Source organism: Bacteroidota bacterium (assembly GCA_016718825.1).
GTDB lineage: Bacteria > Bacteroidota > Bacteroidia > J057 > JADKCL01 > JADKCL01.
Window position 1 is genome coordinate 16,850 of record JADKCL010000047.1, and the last position, 14,154, is coordinate 31,003.

The window sequence follows — 14,154 nt, forward strand, 5'->3', positions numbered from 1 at the left end:
ATCTGCAAGTTGCAGCATTGCCAGAGGCAATTGGGAAAGCACGGTATTCGAAGTTGGCATTGGCGATGATGGCGCACCATGGGATTGCTGCCGAGGCTTTGCCGCAACATGGACTGGTACGGAAGCAGGATGTGGAGGCGTATTTGCAAGGGTTGGAAACGAAGGACGCTGATAACGTGATGGTTACCCCCGAAGCGTTGCCAACCCTTACACCGCATGCTGATAGGGTTGGCAACGCCGTCCCCCCCGTTGGCAACACGGGCAGCCCTGATGGCAACGCGGCCCCCGCAGTCGGATTTTTCTCGGATGCGCGAAAGTCGGCGGGGGAACGCGGCAAAGGGATTGTATGGGTGGGATTGAATTACATTTTCCGGAATTACTTTCTGGGTCATTTGGCGCGTTGGGCTCCTTTGGGAATCAATTTGTTGATTCACCGGCTGCGGGGCGTCAAGATGGGCAAGGGCGTGTACATCGATCCTTCGGCGACGATTGAAACGGCCTATCCGGAGAATATTACGATTGGCAACGATGTGCGCATTACGGCCAATGCGATTATTATGACGCATATCAAGGCGCCGCATGCCCTTCGGAATCAAGGGATTATTCCCTTGGTTAAGCAACCCGTGGTATTGGAAGACCATTGTTTTATCGGGGTGAATGCGGTGATCATGCCAGGCGTGACCATTGGCCGAGGGTCCGTGGTGACGAGTGGTTCGGTGGTGCTGACCAACGTGCCGCCGGCGGTCATGGTGACTGGAAATCCTGCGAAGATTGTGAAACGCCTCAATCCTGTGTTATGAACCCCAATCAGATCATTCGGAAGTATTCGCAGTCGGCTCCCTACACGGGCAAGGATGTATTTTGCGTGGATTGGGAGGAATGGTTCCACATCGGCGGACTGGAAAATCCCTACGAGGACATTGGCCTTTGGGACAGCGCGACGCCTTCTGTGGTGGGTGATACGGACATTCTCTTGGATCTCCTTGCAGAATTCGGGCACAAGGCGACCTTCCTCTGCGTGGGTTGGGTCGCCGAAAAACACCCCGATGTGGTGCGCAAAATTGCTGCGGCAGGCCACGAAATCGGCTGCCATGGCTATTACCACAAGATGCTCTGGACACAAACCCCGGAGGAGTTCAAGGAAGAGATTAGCAGGACGCGGAAATTGTTACAAAACCTCAGCGGACAGGAGGTTACGACGTTTCGTGCCCCATGTTTTTCGATGACGCAGGAGACCTTTTGGGCGTATCCGATTCTGGCCGAATTGGGATTCAAGATCGATGTCTCCTTGGTTCCGGCCGCCCGCGACAATGGCGGCGTCGTCGGATTTGAGCGCGATCCTTTTTTGTTGCAAACGGAGTCCGGCGATATTGTGGTCTTTCCGGTGACGGTGATGAACCTTGCGGGCAAACTCACGCAATTCAGCGGCGGCGGGCACCTGCGCGCACTTCCCTCCCGCTTGATCGACTATGGCTTCAAACAAAACCATCAACAAGGCCGCCCTGTGATGGCGTATATCCATCCGCGGGAAGTGAATCCTGACCATCCGCGGGTGGAGGGATTGTCGTGGAAGAAGCGGTTTACATCTTACCACGGGATGAAGTCGGTCGTGCCGAAGTTGCGGCGGATGATGGCACGGCATTCGTTTGTGACGATCAGCGAATGTTTGAATCAGAATCTTGAGCAGAATTTACAGAATCACACCGCGGGTTGAATTGATTGGGATTGTCTGAACCAGAATCTTTAGATCAGCGAAGCTAATTTACAGGATTTGCAGAATCTTTAGATCGATGAAGGTAATTGGCAGAATCTTTCGTTCGGCGAAACTTATTCAATGAATCTTAGCGATTTGAGACGTTCTGAATTTCGTTGACAGCCGATTGCAGGGCTTCAAATTTATCGGCAAGCGACTTTGTGCCGTCGGCGGCCAGACTCATGGCATTCTGGACCGCAGCTACGATTCGCGAATCTATTGGAGCATCAGCGTCCGGGGCGGGCGCCGTGCGTGTGATCAGGGCGAGGAGGATCGTGGCCTCCTGCCGTTTGCGAGATTCTTCACTTTGTTGTTGAAACCGCCTGGATTCCAGTTCGGCTTTGATTGCCAATTGAAAATTGTCGTTTTCCCAGCGGGCGCGTTGTTGAATTTGGTGAAGCACAAAGAATAAGAGGCCCAACAGTGCGAGGAAGAATACCAACAGCACCGATCCGACGACAATTCCAATCGTCTCAAATTGGCTGCTGAACAAAAGATTGCCAGCAATTGCCACCCCAAGTCCGAAGGCAAAAGCGATGCCTGCTGGAACTAGCCACGGGTTCTTCTTCGAGTATTTCTCCAGTTTCTTCTTGATTGGTGCAATAGAATCGGGAATCGTCGTCGCTGCGATTGCACTTTCTTTGCTGGTGGCAACATTGACAGGAACTTCTGTTTTATTCTTCATTTCAGGATTCGATCAGAAAATCATGCTACAAACTAGCTAAAAAGCATCTCTCGAACAACTGGGCTTCGGGATTTAGCCAACGAATGAAGGAGAATCATGCATTGTCAGCCGCTAATTTCCGTGGCCGGCAATAACAGTGTGAGATTCGAGTGTGAGTGTGAGTGCCAGGGCAAAGTAGCGTTGCCAACCCTTACAACTTGTGCTGAGAGGGTTGGCATGAACAGTGTGAGATTTCGAGATTCGAGTGTGTGTGAATGCCGGGGCAAAATAGCGTTGCCAACCCTTACAACTTGTGCTGAGAGGGTTGGCAACGCGGAAAAAAGGGTTGGCGACGCGGTATTTTTTAGCGCAAATTGAAGGTGAAGACGCCGCCGTTGTCGAGGGTGACGGTGTAGGTTCCGTCGCCGTTAAATAGCAGGTCGGCTTTGCGGTCGAAGTCATCGCCATCTACGACGGTGCCAATGCAATGCGCCGTGCCCGTTCCGGAGGTGATCTGATGCGTGGTTTTATTCACGATCACGTCGGTAAATACCAAGTTGTTGGTATAGCTGAATTCCTTGGTGCGGTTGCGGACGGTGGTTGTGCCGGTGCCTACACGGATGGAGGTGCCATTCGTGGTGAATCCTGGACTGATACTATCCAAACCATTGATGATCCATTCGCCGGTGAAGGTGTTGGCGAAGTCAAAATTGGTGCCATCGAAGGTTGCCGAGCCGACATTGTCCAAGCTGATGCTGCTCGGTGTGCCGCTTGTGCAATTCACCAACCACGTCCATGTCCCGGTCCAAGTGTAGCGTCCTTGCGGTCCGGTGGCGGTGATCGTGGTGTCGCCGGTCAGTCCGCAGAATATAGAATTGTTGAGCAGGGCGGCTGTGCGGGCCGACGAACTGATGTCGGTTGCGGAACCGCCATCCAATTCGGAGACGGTGCCATCTACGGTTTCGGCGATGTCGTCGTCGCTCATGGTGGTGATTTTTTCGCGGTTACAGGCTGTTGTGAGCCAAAGGGATGGAATCAAAAGCCATGCGAGTGTCCAATTCGTTTTCATACGCGTAACGTTTTTATAGGGTAAAACTCTCTGAATGCTGATTGGACTGCGGGTTTTGAGGATGGTTTAATTGAGGGATGGATTTTTTTCCGAAAGGGATTTGGAACCGTATGCTGGGAAGATCAAGAAGGCGGGCTTGTTGGATCAAGCGTGTTTTTTCTGTGGCGCTGCGGCTAGCTTTTTGTTCTTCGTCTGACCCACGTGCGAGACAGTGTGCTTATGCCAAGCGTGTGCGTGTATGGGGTCCGTGTCTGTATGAGTGCTATGCCGCTGCGCTGCAGCTACCTTTTCGTTCGTCGCCTCACCCCCGACCCCTCTCCACGAATTTTCCTTGCGGAAAAGTCGCGGAGAGGGGGGCCAAGACAACAGTGTGAGATTCGAGTGTGAGAGTGAATGCCAGGGCGAAATAGCGATGCAAACCCAAACATCGCGTGGCGATAGAGTTGGCATTGACGGTGTGAGTTTGAGTTTGTCCCGATAGCTATCGGGAGCGCGTACGGAGGAAGCAACAGCGCTGCTGACCAAGTGCCGATACGGAGAAGGTTGCCTTGTGATGGCGTCCTGAGCGGGAGTTGACTGCCTTGAGACTGGATGGAAGTGGTGTTTTTTGAGGTTTTGAGCGGCTTTTTTCGAAGGTGTTTTTGCTCAGGTTTTCAGCGAGGTAGCGGGAGCCTTGGGCATTGGATTTGTATTGGAGTCGGATGTGCGGCTGCTATTCGGTTGGTGGAGAAAAGGGTTTCTTCTTGGTCTTTGCCAAATCGCTATCTTTGAGGGTAGGCAGCCGTGATTTACATTGAGATGGGCAAGTTGATTCGATTGGGACATTGGTATACTGTTTTGGGAACTTGCATCGTTGGGCTCAGCTGGGCTATGTTGGTTTGTTTACCGAATGGGCTATGGGCGCAGCGAAAGGCGGATTTTGGAATGGTGATGACATTCGAAGGAGTGCGTCCTGGGTTTCGGATTCAGGAAAAGGGTTATGCGCCAATGACCGATCATGCTTTTGGTGCTGAATTTTGGATGGAACGTTCGTCGCATCAACATTCGAGCCTTGCAATTGGCATGGGATTGACACGATTTCAGGTGCATTGGACATTTGATTCGATTCAACCGCATCCCAATATCGCTCCTTGTGGCAGGTATCCATGCGCTTCTTATGAACAGCGCCAAAGTTCAATGTTTTTGCATACACCGATGATGTTTAGATATCATTTTCAGGAGGCGAAACGCGGCCCCTACTGCGGAATTGGTGCGGATTTCGGGTTGTTTTTTGGAGGATCTTACCATCATGTTGCACGGACAGTGCAAGGGGAAATTCGTGACATCACAGGGCCGAATGTATTGCGCAGGCTAAGTTTGGCAGGGCAATTATTCCTGGGCTATCGTTTGCCGCTTCATGGCCGCAAAGCATTGTTTTGGGAATTGATTGCCAAGGCTTTTGCCATTCGGAAGACGTGGCCCTATTCGCATTTTTTTACAGCTGGAATTCGGATGGGGTGCTGGTTTTAGGAGCAGCATTTTCAGAATCATTCTGCGGGTTGAATTGTTTGCATCCCGTTTTGATTCGGTGCCACATGCAGATGAGCGGCGGTACCGACAACACGCTCCTTCAACAACAAATTGATTTGCAAGGAATGCATCTCAGCCATTGAATTTACCTCCGTTAAACTACAAATGCCCATGTTGCCAACCACCTCTTTATGGGGTGTTAACGGTTCTTCGTTCAAAGTTTATGCATTCGCTTGCCAATCCGCAGAGTAGGGAAATGGAACGCGATTGCAACGATCCTTAATGTTACAAAAACTGATGCCGATGCATCGGAAAAGCATTCACAGATAAGCACTACCTGGTCCGTTCAGCGCTAAAAACCCATCCTTTGGAATGCCGAAAAGTAGTGTATTCAGAAATAAAATGCACCTCGGATTTGCGGTCAATTGTATAGCGAATGACGTTGGTAATTACCTGGAATTGTTCGTCCACCCGTAGGTTATTTCAGGGGGCTGCAGGTCCCTCTATTAGGTTGTAAGAATGAAACTTTTTTTGACATTTCACGCAAAAAGGCAATGAAAAGATCTGTAAATTTGTTAAGATCTCTCGATAAAAAATTCAATTCTGCCCATGGAATCCCAGCCAAGTTCAAAATCGTCCGAGAATTCCGGTGGGACAGCTATTCCCAAGGGGGATAAACGGAGTTTGACCAAAGCTCAAAAGCGGAAACGCCTGCGACAGAATCTCCTCCTGTTCCTGGTTTCGACATGCGTTGCACTCTTTGTCGGGGAGCTTATCTTGCGTTGGGTCATTTTTCACGGAGGTGATAACTTTAAAAACTTTCAGAATCCCGGAGGCTATTATTACGAATGGGACGCAGATTACTGGTTGATGCAACATTGTATTGATTCAGCCAATCAACACCCGCAAGTCACGCACCCTTTTCTTGGATGGTCGGAAAATATCCATCCGGAATCTTTCATGCACCATGAAGCAAGGAACCTCAACAACCGTCGTCCCGTGTTGTTGTATGGTGATTCCTTCAGTGAATGCATTGATTCGGTGCAATGTTTTGAAGATATTTTGAATGCCGACTCTGTCTTCAATCAAGGAAATTACTTGCTGAACCATGGTGTGGGTGGGTATGGTGTCTGTCAAGCCTCGCTTCTTTGTCGCAAGACTGCACCGCATTACGAAAAACCCTTGGTCGTATTCGGATTGCTCACGACAGACCTCGACCGCACGATCCTGCCGGTGCGATCGGGGCAAAAGCCGTATTATGACATCGAGAATGGAAAATTGACGCTCAAGGGTTTGCCGGTCGAAAGCAGTGCAACGCAGTATTTTGAACAGCATCCGCCTGGCACCACGTCTTATCTGCTGCGACGGTACCTGCGCAGCCGCATCAACCTCGTTCCCTACCGCATCAAGACCTGGTACGATGGGAAGGATAAGGCCATCGAACAAATACAGGCTGTGAATGCCCTCTTGATCAAGGCTTTGGCAGCTGAACTACGGGCAAAAGAGATTGATTTCGTCTTTCTGGTCTTCCACTTCGAAGACGACATGATATCCCCCAATAGCGAAGACCGTTGGCGCGACGAGTTTCTGAAACGTACGCTTGCCGAGGACAAGATTCCCTACATCTGGTCCAACGGTATCATCCGTGAGCACCGCAAACAGCACCCTGAAAATACGCACGATGCCTACATCGTTCCGGGTAACGGTCATCCGACGTCATTGTACAACCGCTTGATCGCAGAGGAGATCAAACGGATTGCTTTGGAGCGTCCACTTGCAGCAGACTTCGTTGCCGACACTGTGAATGAGGAACTTTATGCCGTTCGCATCCGACATCGCGAGGCGGGGATCCGCAAAGACAGCACCTACATGGCAGCCATCGCAGCCAAAGCGCTCACCAATGGCGTATCACTCGACCGCCAAACCCACCTCGATGCCATTTATCTGGTGAATATGGAATTGGCCAAAGAGCACCCCTTCAAGCCCGATGGCGTATTCGACGGCAAATGGGTTGGTCAATAACCTCTCCCGTCTGCACAAATTCCGGAATTTGCTTTTGTCTTTCGGGGAAGACGATTGCATTTTCGGTTGTCTTTCCGGGGAATGGATTTTTCTGAGGAAGGGATTTGGATCGGCCTGTTGGGAAGATCAAGAAGGCGGGTTCGTTTGATCAAGTGTGTTTGATCTGTGGCGCTGCGCTGCAGCTGCCTTTTCGTTTGTCGCCTCACCCGGAGACCAGTGTGAGTGCGCGTGTGAGGGTGCCGGGCGAAGCGTTGGCACCGCGCGAGGGGGGTTTTAGTGTGAGATTCGAGTGTGAGTGGGAATGTGCCATGCTTGTGCTTTTTGGGTGTGCGTGTCCGTACACGTGATGTGGCGCTGCGCTTGCAGCTGCCTTTTCGTTTGTCGCCTCACCCCCGGCCCCTCTCCACGAATTTTCCTTGCGGAAAAGTCGCGGAGAGGGGGGCCATGGCGCGGGATTTTCGCAGAAAATCAGTTGTTCTGGCTACCTTCTACGACTTTGAATGAGTGATTGAGCGCTGCGATTGAGCCGGTTCAACGGCGGAGAAGGGCTGGCATTAACAGTGTGAGATTCGAGTGTGGGTGTGAATGCCAGGGCAAAGTAGCGTTGCCAACCCAAACACCGCGTGGCGATAGGGCCGGGTTTACAGTGCGAGATTCGAGTGTGCGTGTGAATGCCAGGGCAAAGTAGCGTTGCCAACCCTTACAACTTGTGCTGATAGGGTTGGCAACGCGGTTTTACAGCGGAGCGTTGCCAATCCTTACAACTTGTGCTGAGAGGGCCGGGTTTACAGTGCGAGATTCCAGTGTGCGTGTGAGTGCCAGGGCAAAGTAGCGTTGCCAACCCAAATACCGCGTGGCAATAGGGTGGCGGAAGCCGGCGTGTTAACCAACCGCGGAGGATTGGCAACGCGGGAGAAATAGGGTGGGCAACGCGGAATTACTTGCTCATGCTAGGAAGCGTCAGCCCCGAGACCAACCACCATTCGTCTTCTTTGACCAATTCGATGTTGCCGGTACCGGAAAAGGCGAATTTCTCTCCTTTCAAGATGGCTTTGAAGCTGCCTTCGAATGTTGCCGTCGCACGATCGCCCTCGAGGTGAATGTTGCCGACATAGAGTTTGACATCGCGGAAGGCGTCGAATCCTTCGTGGAATCCCGTGAAATGGGCGCTGTTTCGCATTTCGGAGGTAACCTCCGACTTCCAGTTCAATTCCTTGGATTCGTGCAGGAAACAACGCAAAAAGGATTCCGCTTGCATGCGTGCGTCCTCGCGGTCATTCGGATGAAATTCCTCGTAAATGAAGTTCGAATACATCCCTGGAACGTGCATGTCATCGATTTCGACGGCCATCAATTCCTCGGTGATAAAACGGTAGACTTCCCTGTCTTCCACGTCATACAGCACGTTGACTTTCATGTTCTTTTCATTGAGGATTTCCAGGGCTGCATCGAGGGCATCGGCAATTTCGTCGTCGGATATTTCTGCCACGGGACGCCAAGTCGGATTGCCCAAAAAGGCCTCCACGGTGGTTTGGACAGCGTTTTGATAGGCCCTTTCGAAGTTGGAAATGTAGTCGAGAAATTGTCCTTCGATCTCCGGCGGCAGGCTGCTGTCCACCTTGGAAAAGTTCATTCCCGTTTCCATTTGGAGCTTCAGGCGCTTGAGCTCGTTTTCGAAATGGATGTCTTCGTTGTCTTCGTTGTTTTCGTTCATGAGGCTAATATAGAGAATGTTGGGGAAATTCGCTTTCAAATTTTTGCAGCCGCCTTCGCTAGGGTGACTCCTCCCAAGGGACGCGCAAACGTGCACTGTGCTATGAAAATAAATCACAAAAATGTGTTCCGAAGGCGCTACATTGGGGTGTCTTTGAGGGGACGATCGGCGAGGATAGCTAAAATACAATCGTTGATGGCCATGAAAAAAAAATTGCTGCTATTTGGAATGTTCATCATTCTTGGATTTCAATTGCATGCCCAAGACCTCATTATTTGCGGCGTGGTGTTGGTCAATGAATCAAGTGATATCGTACTTTGTAGTCATTCATCGAGCGATATTGATGTTTCAGGCTATATAATTGCCGTACACAAGCGACCCATCGAAATCTTCTCCCATCGGGTGGAAGACAAGACAATCATTGCTGCCGGAGGTACTCTTAAAATTGAGGTTCCGTTCCTCGATTTTCCGTTCAGGAGAAATGGAAACGGAAGGGAGAAGTATAATAAGTACTACCTATTCAACAACAATGGAGAAATGTTGCATAAATTTAATATGCGAGGAGGTAAACGATAGGTCCTTGGTGCTTTACGATTCGAAGACAGGAGACGACTTCCCTGCCGGCAAGGAATACAACGAAGGCGAATACATCGTCCTCATCAACAAATCCGGCACCGTATCCGTGGTGCATCAGAGCGGTGCCGCTATCGATATTTTTTCCTACGGGGGATTTCTATGGACTTTCCGCCGAAAATCTCGGAGACAATGTTGAAATTGGAATGCCTGAACAAAGTGAGTTGCAAGCCGCGGTAGCCGTCAGCTGAAGCAAACGGAAATTGAGTAGCCCGCTATTTGTACAACCTTGCTGCTGAAATTGAGTCAAGCAAATTCAAGTACCACTGACTCAATTTCAGCGGTTATTGATTACGGCGGTTTGGCTACTCAATTACCGTAGGTCTTTAGCCTACGGACTAGGCGACGACTTCCCCGCAGGCAAGGAATACAACGAAGGCGAATACATCGTCTTCATCAACAAGTCCGGCATCGTATCCGTGGTGCATCAGAGCGGTGCAGCTATCGATGAATTTTCCTACGCGGATTTCTATGGACTTTCCGCCGAAAATCTCGGAGACAATGTTGAAATTGGAATGCCTGAACAAAGTGAGTTGCAAGCCACGGTGGCCGTCAGCTGAAGCAAACGGAAATTGAGTAGCCCACATTCTGTTCAATATTACCGCCGAAATTGAGTCAAGCAAATTCGAGTACCATTGTCTCAATTTCGGCGGTTATTGATTTTAGCGGTTTGGCTACTTAATTACCGTAGGTCTTTAGCCTGCGGGATTGACAGGCAACGACTTTCCCGCGGGCAAGGAATACAACGAAGGCGAATACCTCGTCCTCATTGACAAGTCCGGTATTTACCTCGACCTGTCGTCTAACACCTTGCACACTGGCGATGACCCACTGTCGCTGACGGATTGCTTATGCGAATCAATTGGCATTCGGTTATTTTTCGACGGGTAATCAGAATTCGACAGCATCACATGCAGAACTGTTGGAGATGTCCTATTTTTGAGATGGGTTCTGATCCGATTCGTTGAAAAATGGTATAAAGGGGTCATTTTAGCGCATGTTCTACAACATTTGAAAGATCAAGCGATTAGATTCTATGAAGAACAACGGCACTATGAGGAAATTTTTGCTTGGTTTAGAGCTCCTGTTATTGATTTCGTTGCCGACTTACGGACAGTCGAATGGTGAAATCTTTTTGGTGAGGAAAGAAACCTCCTTGAATCGCGTGTATGCCGTCCGTGGATTGGGTTCACAGGAACACCCGTCCATAGATATTGATTCGTTTGACTTCAAGGGGAGGGTATTGTACAATGGGTGTGGAATGCTTTATTCGGTCTCAAGGGATGATGATTGGCAATATTATTTGGATTCGGCAAGCTCCGGCATTCCAACGGATTGTTCTGACTCGAATCAGAGTACCCTTAACTTCTCAAAATTTCTCCGGTATGAGGCCAAAAATGCTCAAAAATCGATCATATCGGGTTTCGAACGTGGTCAATCGGAGTTGAAATGTTCCGAAAAATATTGCGTGGCCTATTATAATGGTCTTCGCATATTTCAAGGGCAAGGAGGAATGGGAGACGTAATTCTTCCACGTGTGGCCGCTTTTGGAGGCACATGGACATTTGATTTTTTCCGGGAGAAATATCTGGTTCTTGTTGCACATTACTACAATGCCAACCCTGCATTTGAGTCGCATGCGTATGTTTTTGACCTTGAAAAAAGAACATTGCTTTGGAGACACAAAGTTGCAGATGATATCCAGCTTTTAGATGTAAAGGTCGTCCAAAATGATGTTTATGTTCTCTTTCGGCAGGTTACGTCTGAAATATTCTCGATCCCGCCTACTCCTTCTCGTTGCGTAGTTGTAACGCTCCAGAGCGTAGGGAAGACTCCCACGGTAACCGTTGTCAGGGGATTTGATGAATCAATTATTGAGATTTTGTAGCATTTTTTTTGGTTGATTGTAGATGCCGCGTATGCGATGATTGAAAGGGGCGGATGGTGAACGTCGGCAACTCCGTCGGTTCCTGCGCGCGGGACAAGTACCACAGACGGGGATTTTTTCCTGCGGGGACTTTCTGGCCGCCGGAAATGGTTGAAACTATATAGAAATGGGAATGCCTTAACAAAGTAAGTTGCAAGCCGCGGTGGCCGTCAGCTGAAGCAAACGGTAATTGATTAGCCTGCCTTATGTTCAAACTTGACCGCTGAAATTGAGTCAAGCAAATTCGAGTACCATTGTCTCAATTTCAGCGGTTATTGATTACGGCGGTTTGGCTACTCAATTACCGTAGGTCTTTAGCCTGCGGACTAGGCAAAATCTTCCCCTCCGGCAAGGAATACAACGAAGGCGAATACCTCGTCCTCATCAACAAATCCGGCACTGTGTCCTCGCGAAGCGGGATTGACCTGGACCTGTCGGCTAACACTTTGCACGCTGGCGCTGACTCCCTCCCATTAACCGACACCCTGGCAGCCGGCGAGCGGATCATCCTTGGATTTGGCGAAAATGCCGCTGAATTTGCGCAGTTGGTGGCTTTGCCTGCTGAGTGGGAGCCCTAATCCACGAAATTTAGGTTTCCAATAGCCAGATCTAGTTCTATCCTTTTGAGGATTCCCCCAAGTCAGGTTCCAACCTTCATCAAGTCCGTAGGTTGAAACCTACGGCAATTCATCCAATTTTACCGCCGCAATCATGTTGGTTCTGAAATTCATATCAAGCGCCTGGTTATGAATTTCAGAACCAACGTATTTGTGGAACCCCAATTGGATGAATTGCCGGCCGCGGCACTTGTTCCGAGAATCGGAAGCCGCCGGAACCTAAAATGATGGGTATTAGAAAGAGAGAGCTTCACCTCCATTGCATTACGACCAATTTTCCCAGCCTGTCAAGGCGGCATCGTATCCGTGGTGCATCAAAGCGGCGCGGCCATCGGTGATTTTTTCTACGGGGATTTCTGTGGACCTGCGCCCGCAAAAGGCGTGGTTTCCGCCGGAAATCCCTATCTTGCTGAGAGTTTGATTGCCCCGATAGCTATCGGGGCGCTCGGTCAACGCAGTTCTTTGAGATCAGCACAAGGCCTCCTGCGGAGGTAGTGTGCGTGGGGAGGGCGAGTGCGCAGGCAGTTCAAGTGTGAGTGCGCGTGTGAGTGCGGAGGGGCAGCTGGGGATTTCCACATTGGATTGCAGGCGATTGGCGTTCAGGTTCGACAAACTGGCACTCAGTTTCGCAGCTATGATTTCAGTCGCAATGATCAGGCACTACGTCGTGAAAGGTCTTGACGACACAACCTTGAAATGACTGCGTATGCAAAATCGTTCCCAGAATTCAAAAAAAACAGTTCTGCAGAAGTTGGGCGCTGGACATTAAATAAATTTGATAGATGAAAAACAGAATAGCAATTGTTGTGCCCGGGAATTGGACAGCAGAAAATGAATTGGTAGCTCAATTTGCTAGCGGGAATTCTGGATTCATGTTAGCAGGTGGTCTTCTTCGAAGCCAAACATCAGGCACAATCTTTGAATTGAATTTCCTCAAGTCTGACCCAAATATGACCCGGGCGTTTGAAATTGGGGGGTATGGTCGCATCGAAAAATCTATTCTGAAATCAATTGAAAGGCATCGATCAATTGCACTCGTAACTTCTGAAAACGCAGGAAATGATTTTGCTCAACAAATTTTAGAAATTGGGACGAGCCTCATTCGATTTGGGGGAATTGGTATAAAAGTCGACTCAAGTGGCTTGGCGTTCGCACCCGTAGATTGGGAGTATTATTGTAAAATGCGATTCGAGGCAGCTGCATTGCTCTACTCGTTTGTAAACATGATCAATCAGGCAGGAAGGATTCAAACATGCGGATTTCATTGCTTTGGGCTGCCTGAGTTGCGCGTTGATTCCATCTCGGATGAAACAAAAGCAGGGCTGTTGATCGAATCTTGTGGGATTGCAATGATTCAAAGGTCCAAGGATTTTTCGATGCAGGCTTCAACAATTCTGGATATTCATGGGCAAGAGCATCGGATCAAGGAGAGAATCCCCTCAAATTATGAGCAAACAAGTTTATTCTATAACCCGCTTGGGATCTTGGCCATATAAGTTGATTGTTATCACGTAGGGGCATCGTATCTGTGGTGCATCAGAGCGGCGCGGCCATCGATGAATTTTCTTACGGGGATTTCTAGGGACCCGCGTCTGCCGAAGGCGAGGATTCCTCCGAAAATCCTTATCTTGCTGATAGTTTGATCGATTCGCTCGGTCAACGTGGTTCTTTGAAATCTGTGAAGCGGGACGCTTATGGCGGCGGTGTCGGAGGCAGTGTGAGCGGGAATGCGAGTGAGGAGGTAAATGTCGGGGACATTGAGCCTGGCATCGACCCAGAACCGACTGAGAAGGCTGTTTGGGGGAAATACACCTTGCATCGTGGGCGGAAGGTTTACGAGCTCAAAAACCACCTTGGGAACGTGCTTGCCGTGGGTTCTGATGTGAAGATCGGGGTGGATTTACAGTTGGTGAATGTTCCACTTGTCGATTATTACGTCGCGGATGTGGTGGAAAAGAGCAAGCGAGGAACGCAGCTTGTGAGGCCCGTCGCCTTTTGGGATGTAGCTTGCGAATCGCCATTGGGTGAGTGGGGATCGGTATCGGTTTGGGTTTAATGGGAAGGAATCCGACGATGAGTGGAATCGTGATGGAAATATGTACAACTACGGTTTCCGGATTCATGACCCACGATTGGGAAGGTTTTTGAATGTAGATCCTTTGGCGCCAATCTACCCTGAGTTGACGCCATTCCAATATGCCTCGAATTCACCCATTGCGATGATTGATATTGATGGATTAGAGGGT

General features: G+C 49.7%; 15 protein-coding genes. 12 read left to right on the plus strand and 3 right to left on the minus strand.

Going from position 1 to position 14,154, the window contains the following annotated elements; genetic code table 11:
• Positions 1-17 precede the first annotated feature (17 nt).
• The gene (locus IPN95_27595) at positions 18-800 is read left to right on the plus strand and encodes an acyltransferase (GenBank protein ID MBK9453113.1); all 783 of its coding nucleotides are present in this window, start codon (positions 18-20) and stop codon (positions 798-800) included.
• A complete protein-coding gene (locus IPN95_27600; protein MBK9453114.1) occupies positions 797-1,714 on the plus strand; it encodes a polysaccharide deacetylase family protein in 918 nt (305 codons plus the stop codon). Before IPN95_27595 ends, IPN95_27600 begins: the two co-directional genes overlap by 4 nt.
• Positions 1,715-1,841: 127 nt before the next feature.
• Here the strand turns inward: IPN95_27600 and IPN95_27605 are convergent, their stop codons facing one another.
• Positions 1,842-2,438 (minus strand): hypothetical protein, encoded by a 597-nt coding sequence (locus IPN95_27605; GenBank protein MBK9453115.1) that lies wholly within the window; start codon positions 2,436-2,438, stop codon positions 1,842-1,844.
• Between the two features lie 343 nt (positions 2,439-2,781).
• The gene (locus IPN95_27610; protein MBK9453116.1) at positions 2,782-3,486 is read right to left on the minus strand and encodes a hypothetical protein; all 705 of its coding nucleotides are present in this window, start codon (positions 3,484-3,486) and stop codon (positions 2,782-2,784) included.
• 798 nt (positions 3,487-4,284) lie between these two features.
• On the opposite strand from IPN95_27610, the gene IPN95_27615 reads away from it, so the two are divergent.
• Complete coding sequence (locus IPN95_27615; GenBank protein ID MBK9453117.1) at positions 4,285-4,995, plus strand: hypothetical protein; 711 nt, start codon at positions 4,285-4,287, stop codon at positions 4,993-4,995.
• Between the two features lie 960 nt (positions 4,996-5,955).
• Positions 5,956-7,017: a hypothetical protein gene (locus IPN95_27620; GenBank protein MBK9453118.1), complete on the plus strand. Its 1,062-nt coding sequence runs from the start codon at positions 5,956-5,958 to the stop codon at positions 7,015-7,017.
• A gap of 937 nt (positions 7,018-7,954) precedes the next feature.
• Here IPN95_27620 and IPN95_27625 read toward each other — a convergent pair.
• On the minus strand, positions 7,955-8,731 hold the full coding sequence (locus IPN95_27625; GenBank protein MBK9453119.1) for a hypothetical protein: 777 nt from the start codon (positions 8,729-8,731) through the stop codon (positions 7,955-7,957).
• A gap of 201 nt (positions 8,732-8,932) precedes the next feature.
• On the opposite strand from IPN95_27625, the gene IPN95_27630 reads away from it, so the two are divergent.
• The 8 genes from IPN95_27630 to IPN95_27665 form a co-directional block, all read left to right on the plus strand.
• Positions 8,933-9,307: a hypothetical protein gene (locus IPN95_27630; protein MBK9453120.1), complete on the plus strand. Its 375-nt coding sequence runs from the start codon at positions 8,933-8,935 to the stop codon at positions 9,305-9,307.
• A gap of 4 nt (positions 9,308-9,311) precedes the next feature.
• On the plus strand, positions 9,312-9,503 hold the full coding sequence (locus tag IPN95_27635; protein ID MBK9453121.1) for a hypothetical protein: 192 nt from the start codon (positions 9,312-9,314) through the stop codon (positions 9,501-9,503).
• A gap of 148 nt (positions 9,504-9,651) precedes the next feature.
• Positions 9,652-9,924, plus strand: coding sequence for a hypothetical protein (locus tag IPN95_27640; protein MBK9453122.1), 273 nt, complete (start codon positions 9,652-9,654; stop codon positions 9,922-9,924).
• Between the two features lie 476 nt (positions 9,925-10,400).
• The gene (locus tag IPN95_27645) at positions 10,401-11,252 is read left to right on the plus strand and encodes a hypothetical protein (GenBank protein MBK9453123.1); all 852 of its coding nucleotides are present in this window, start codon (positions 10,401-10,403) and stop codon (positions 11,250-11,252) included.
• 293 nt (positions 11,253-11,545) lie between these two features.
• Positions 11,546-11,869, plus strand: coding sequence for a hypothetical protein (locus tag IPN95_27650; protein MBK9453124.1), 324 nt, complete (start codon positions 11,546-11,548; stop codon positions 11,867-11,869).
• Positions 11,870-12,690: 821 nt separating this feature from the next.
• Entirely contained in the window at positions 12,691-13,404 is a 714-nt protein-coding gene (locus IPN95_27655; GenBank protein MBK9453125.1) for a hypothetical protein, read from the plus strand.
• Between the two features lie 182 nt (positions 13,405-13,586).
• Entirely contained in the window at positions 13,587-13,964 is a 378-nt protein-coding gene (locus IPN95_27660) for a hypothetical protein (protein ID MBK9453126.1), read from the plus strand.
• On the plus strand, positions 13,933-14,154 hold a 222-nt coding region (locus IPN95_27665), incomplete at its 3' end, for an RHS repeat-associated core domain-containing protein (protein ID MBK9453127.1). The genes IPN95_27660 and IPN95_27665, both read left to right, overlap by 32 nt.

Excerpts from the sequence above, each read along its gene's own strand:
- IPN95_27605 (MBK9453115.1), bottom strand. The coding sequence starts at position 2,438 with ATGAAGAATAAAACAGAAGTTCCTGTCAATGTTGCCACCAGCAAAGAA.
- IPN95_27630 (MBK9453120.1), top strand. The coding sequence starts at position 8,933 with ATGAAAAAAAAATTGCTGCTATTTGGAATGTTCATCATTCTTGGATTT.
- IPN95_27610 (MBK9453116.1), bottom strand. The coding sequence starts at position 3,486 with ATGAAAACGAATTGGACACTCGCATGGCTTTTGATTCCATCCCTTTGG.
- IPN95_27620 (MBK9453118.1), top strand. The coding sequence starts at position 5,956 with ATGCACCATGAAGCAAGGAACCTCAACAACCGTCGTCCCGTGTTGTTG.
- IPN95_27625 (MBK9453119.1), bottom strand. The coding sequence starts at position 8,731 with ATGAACGAAAACAACGAAGACAACGAAGACATCCATTTCGAAAACGAG.
- IPN95_27600 (MBK9453114.1), top strand. The coding sequence starts at position 797 with ATGAACCCCAATCAGATCATTCGGAAGTATTCGCAGTCGGCTCCCTAC.
- IPN95_27655 (MBK9453125.1), top strand. The coding sequence starts at position 12,691 with ATGAAAAACAGAATAGCAATTGTTGTGCCCGGGAATTGGACAGCAGAA.
- IPN95_27645 (MBK9453123.1), top strand. The coding sequence starts at position 10,401 with ATGAAGAACAACGGCACTATGAGGAAATTTTTGCTTGGTTTAGAGCTC.
- IPN95_27615 (MBK9453117.1), top strand. The coding sequence starts at position 4,285 with ATGGGCAAGTTGATTCGATTGGGACATTGGTATACTGTTTTGGGAACT.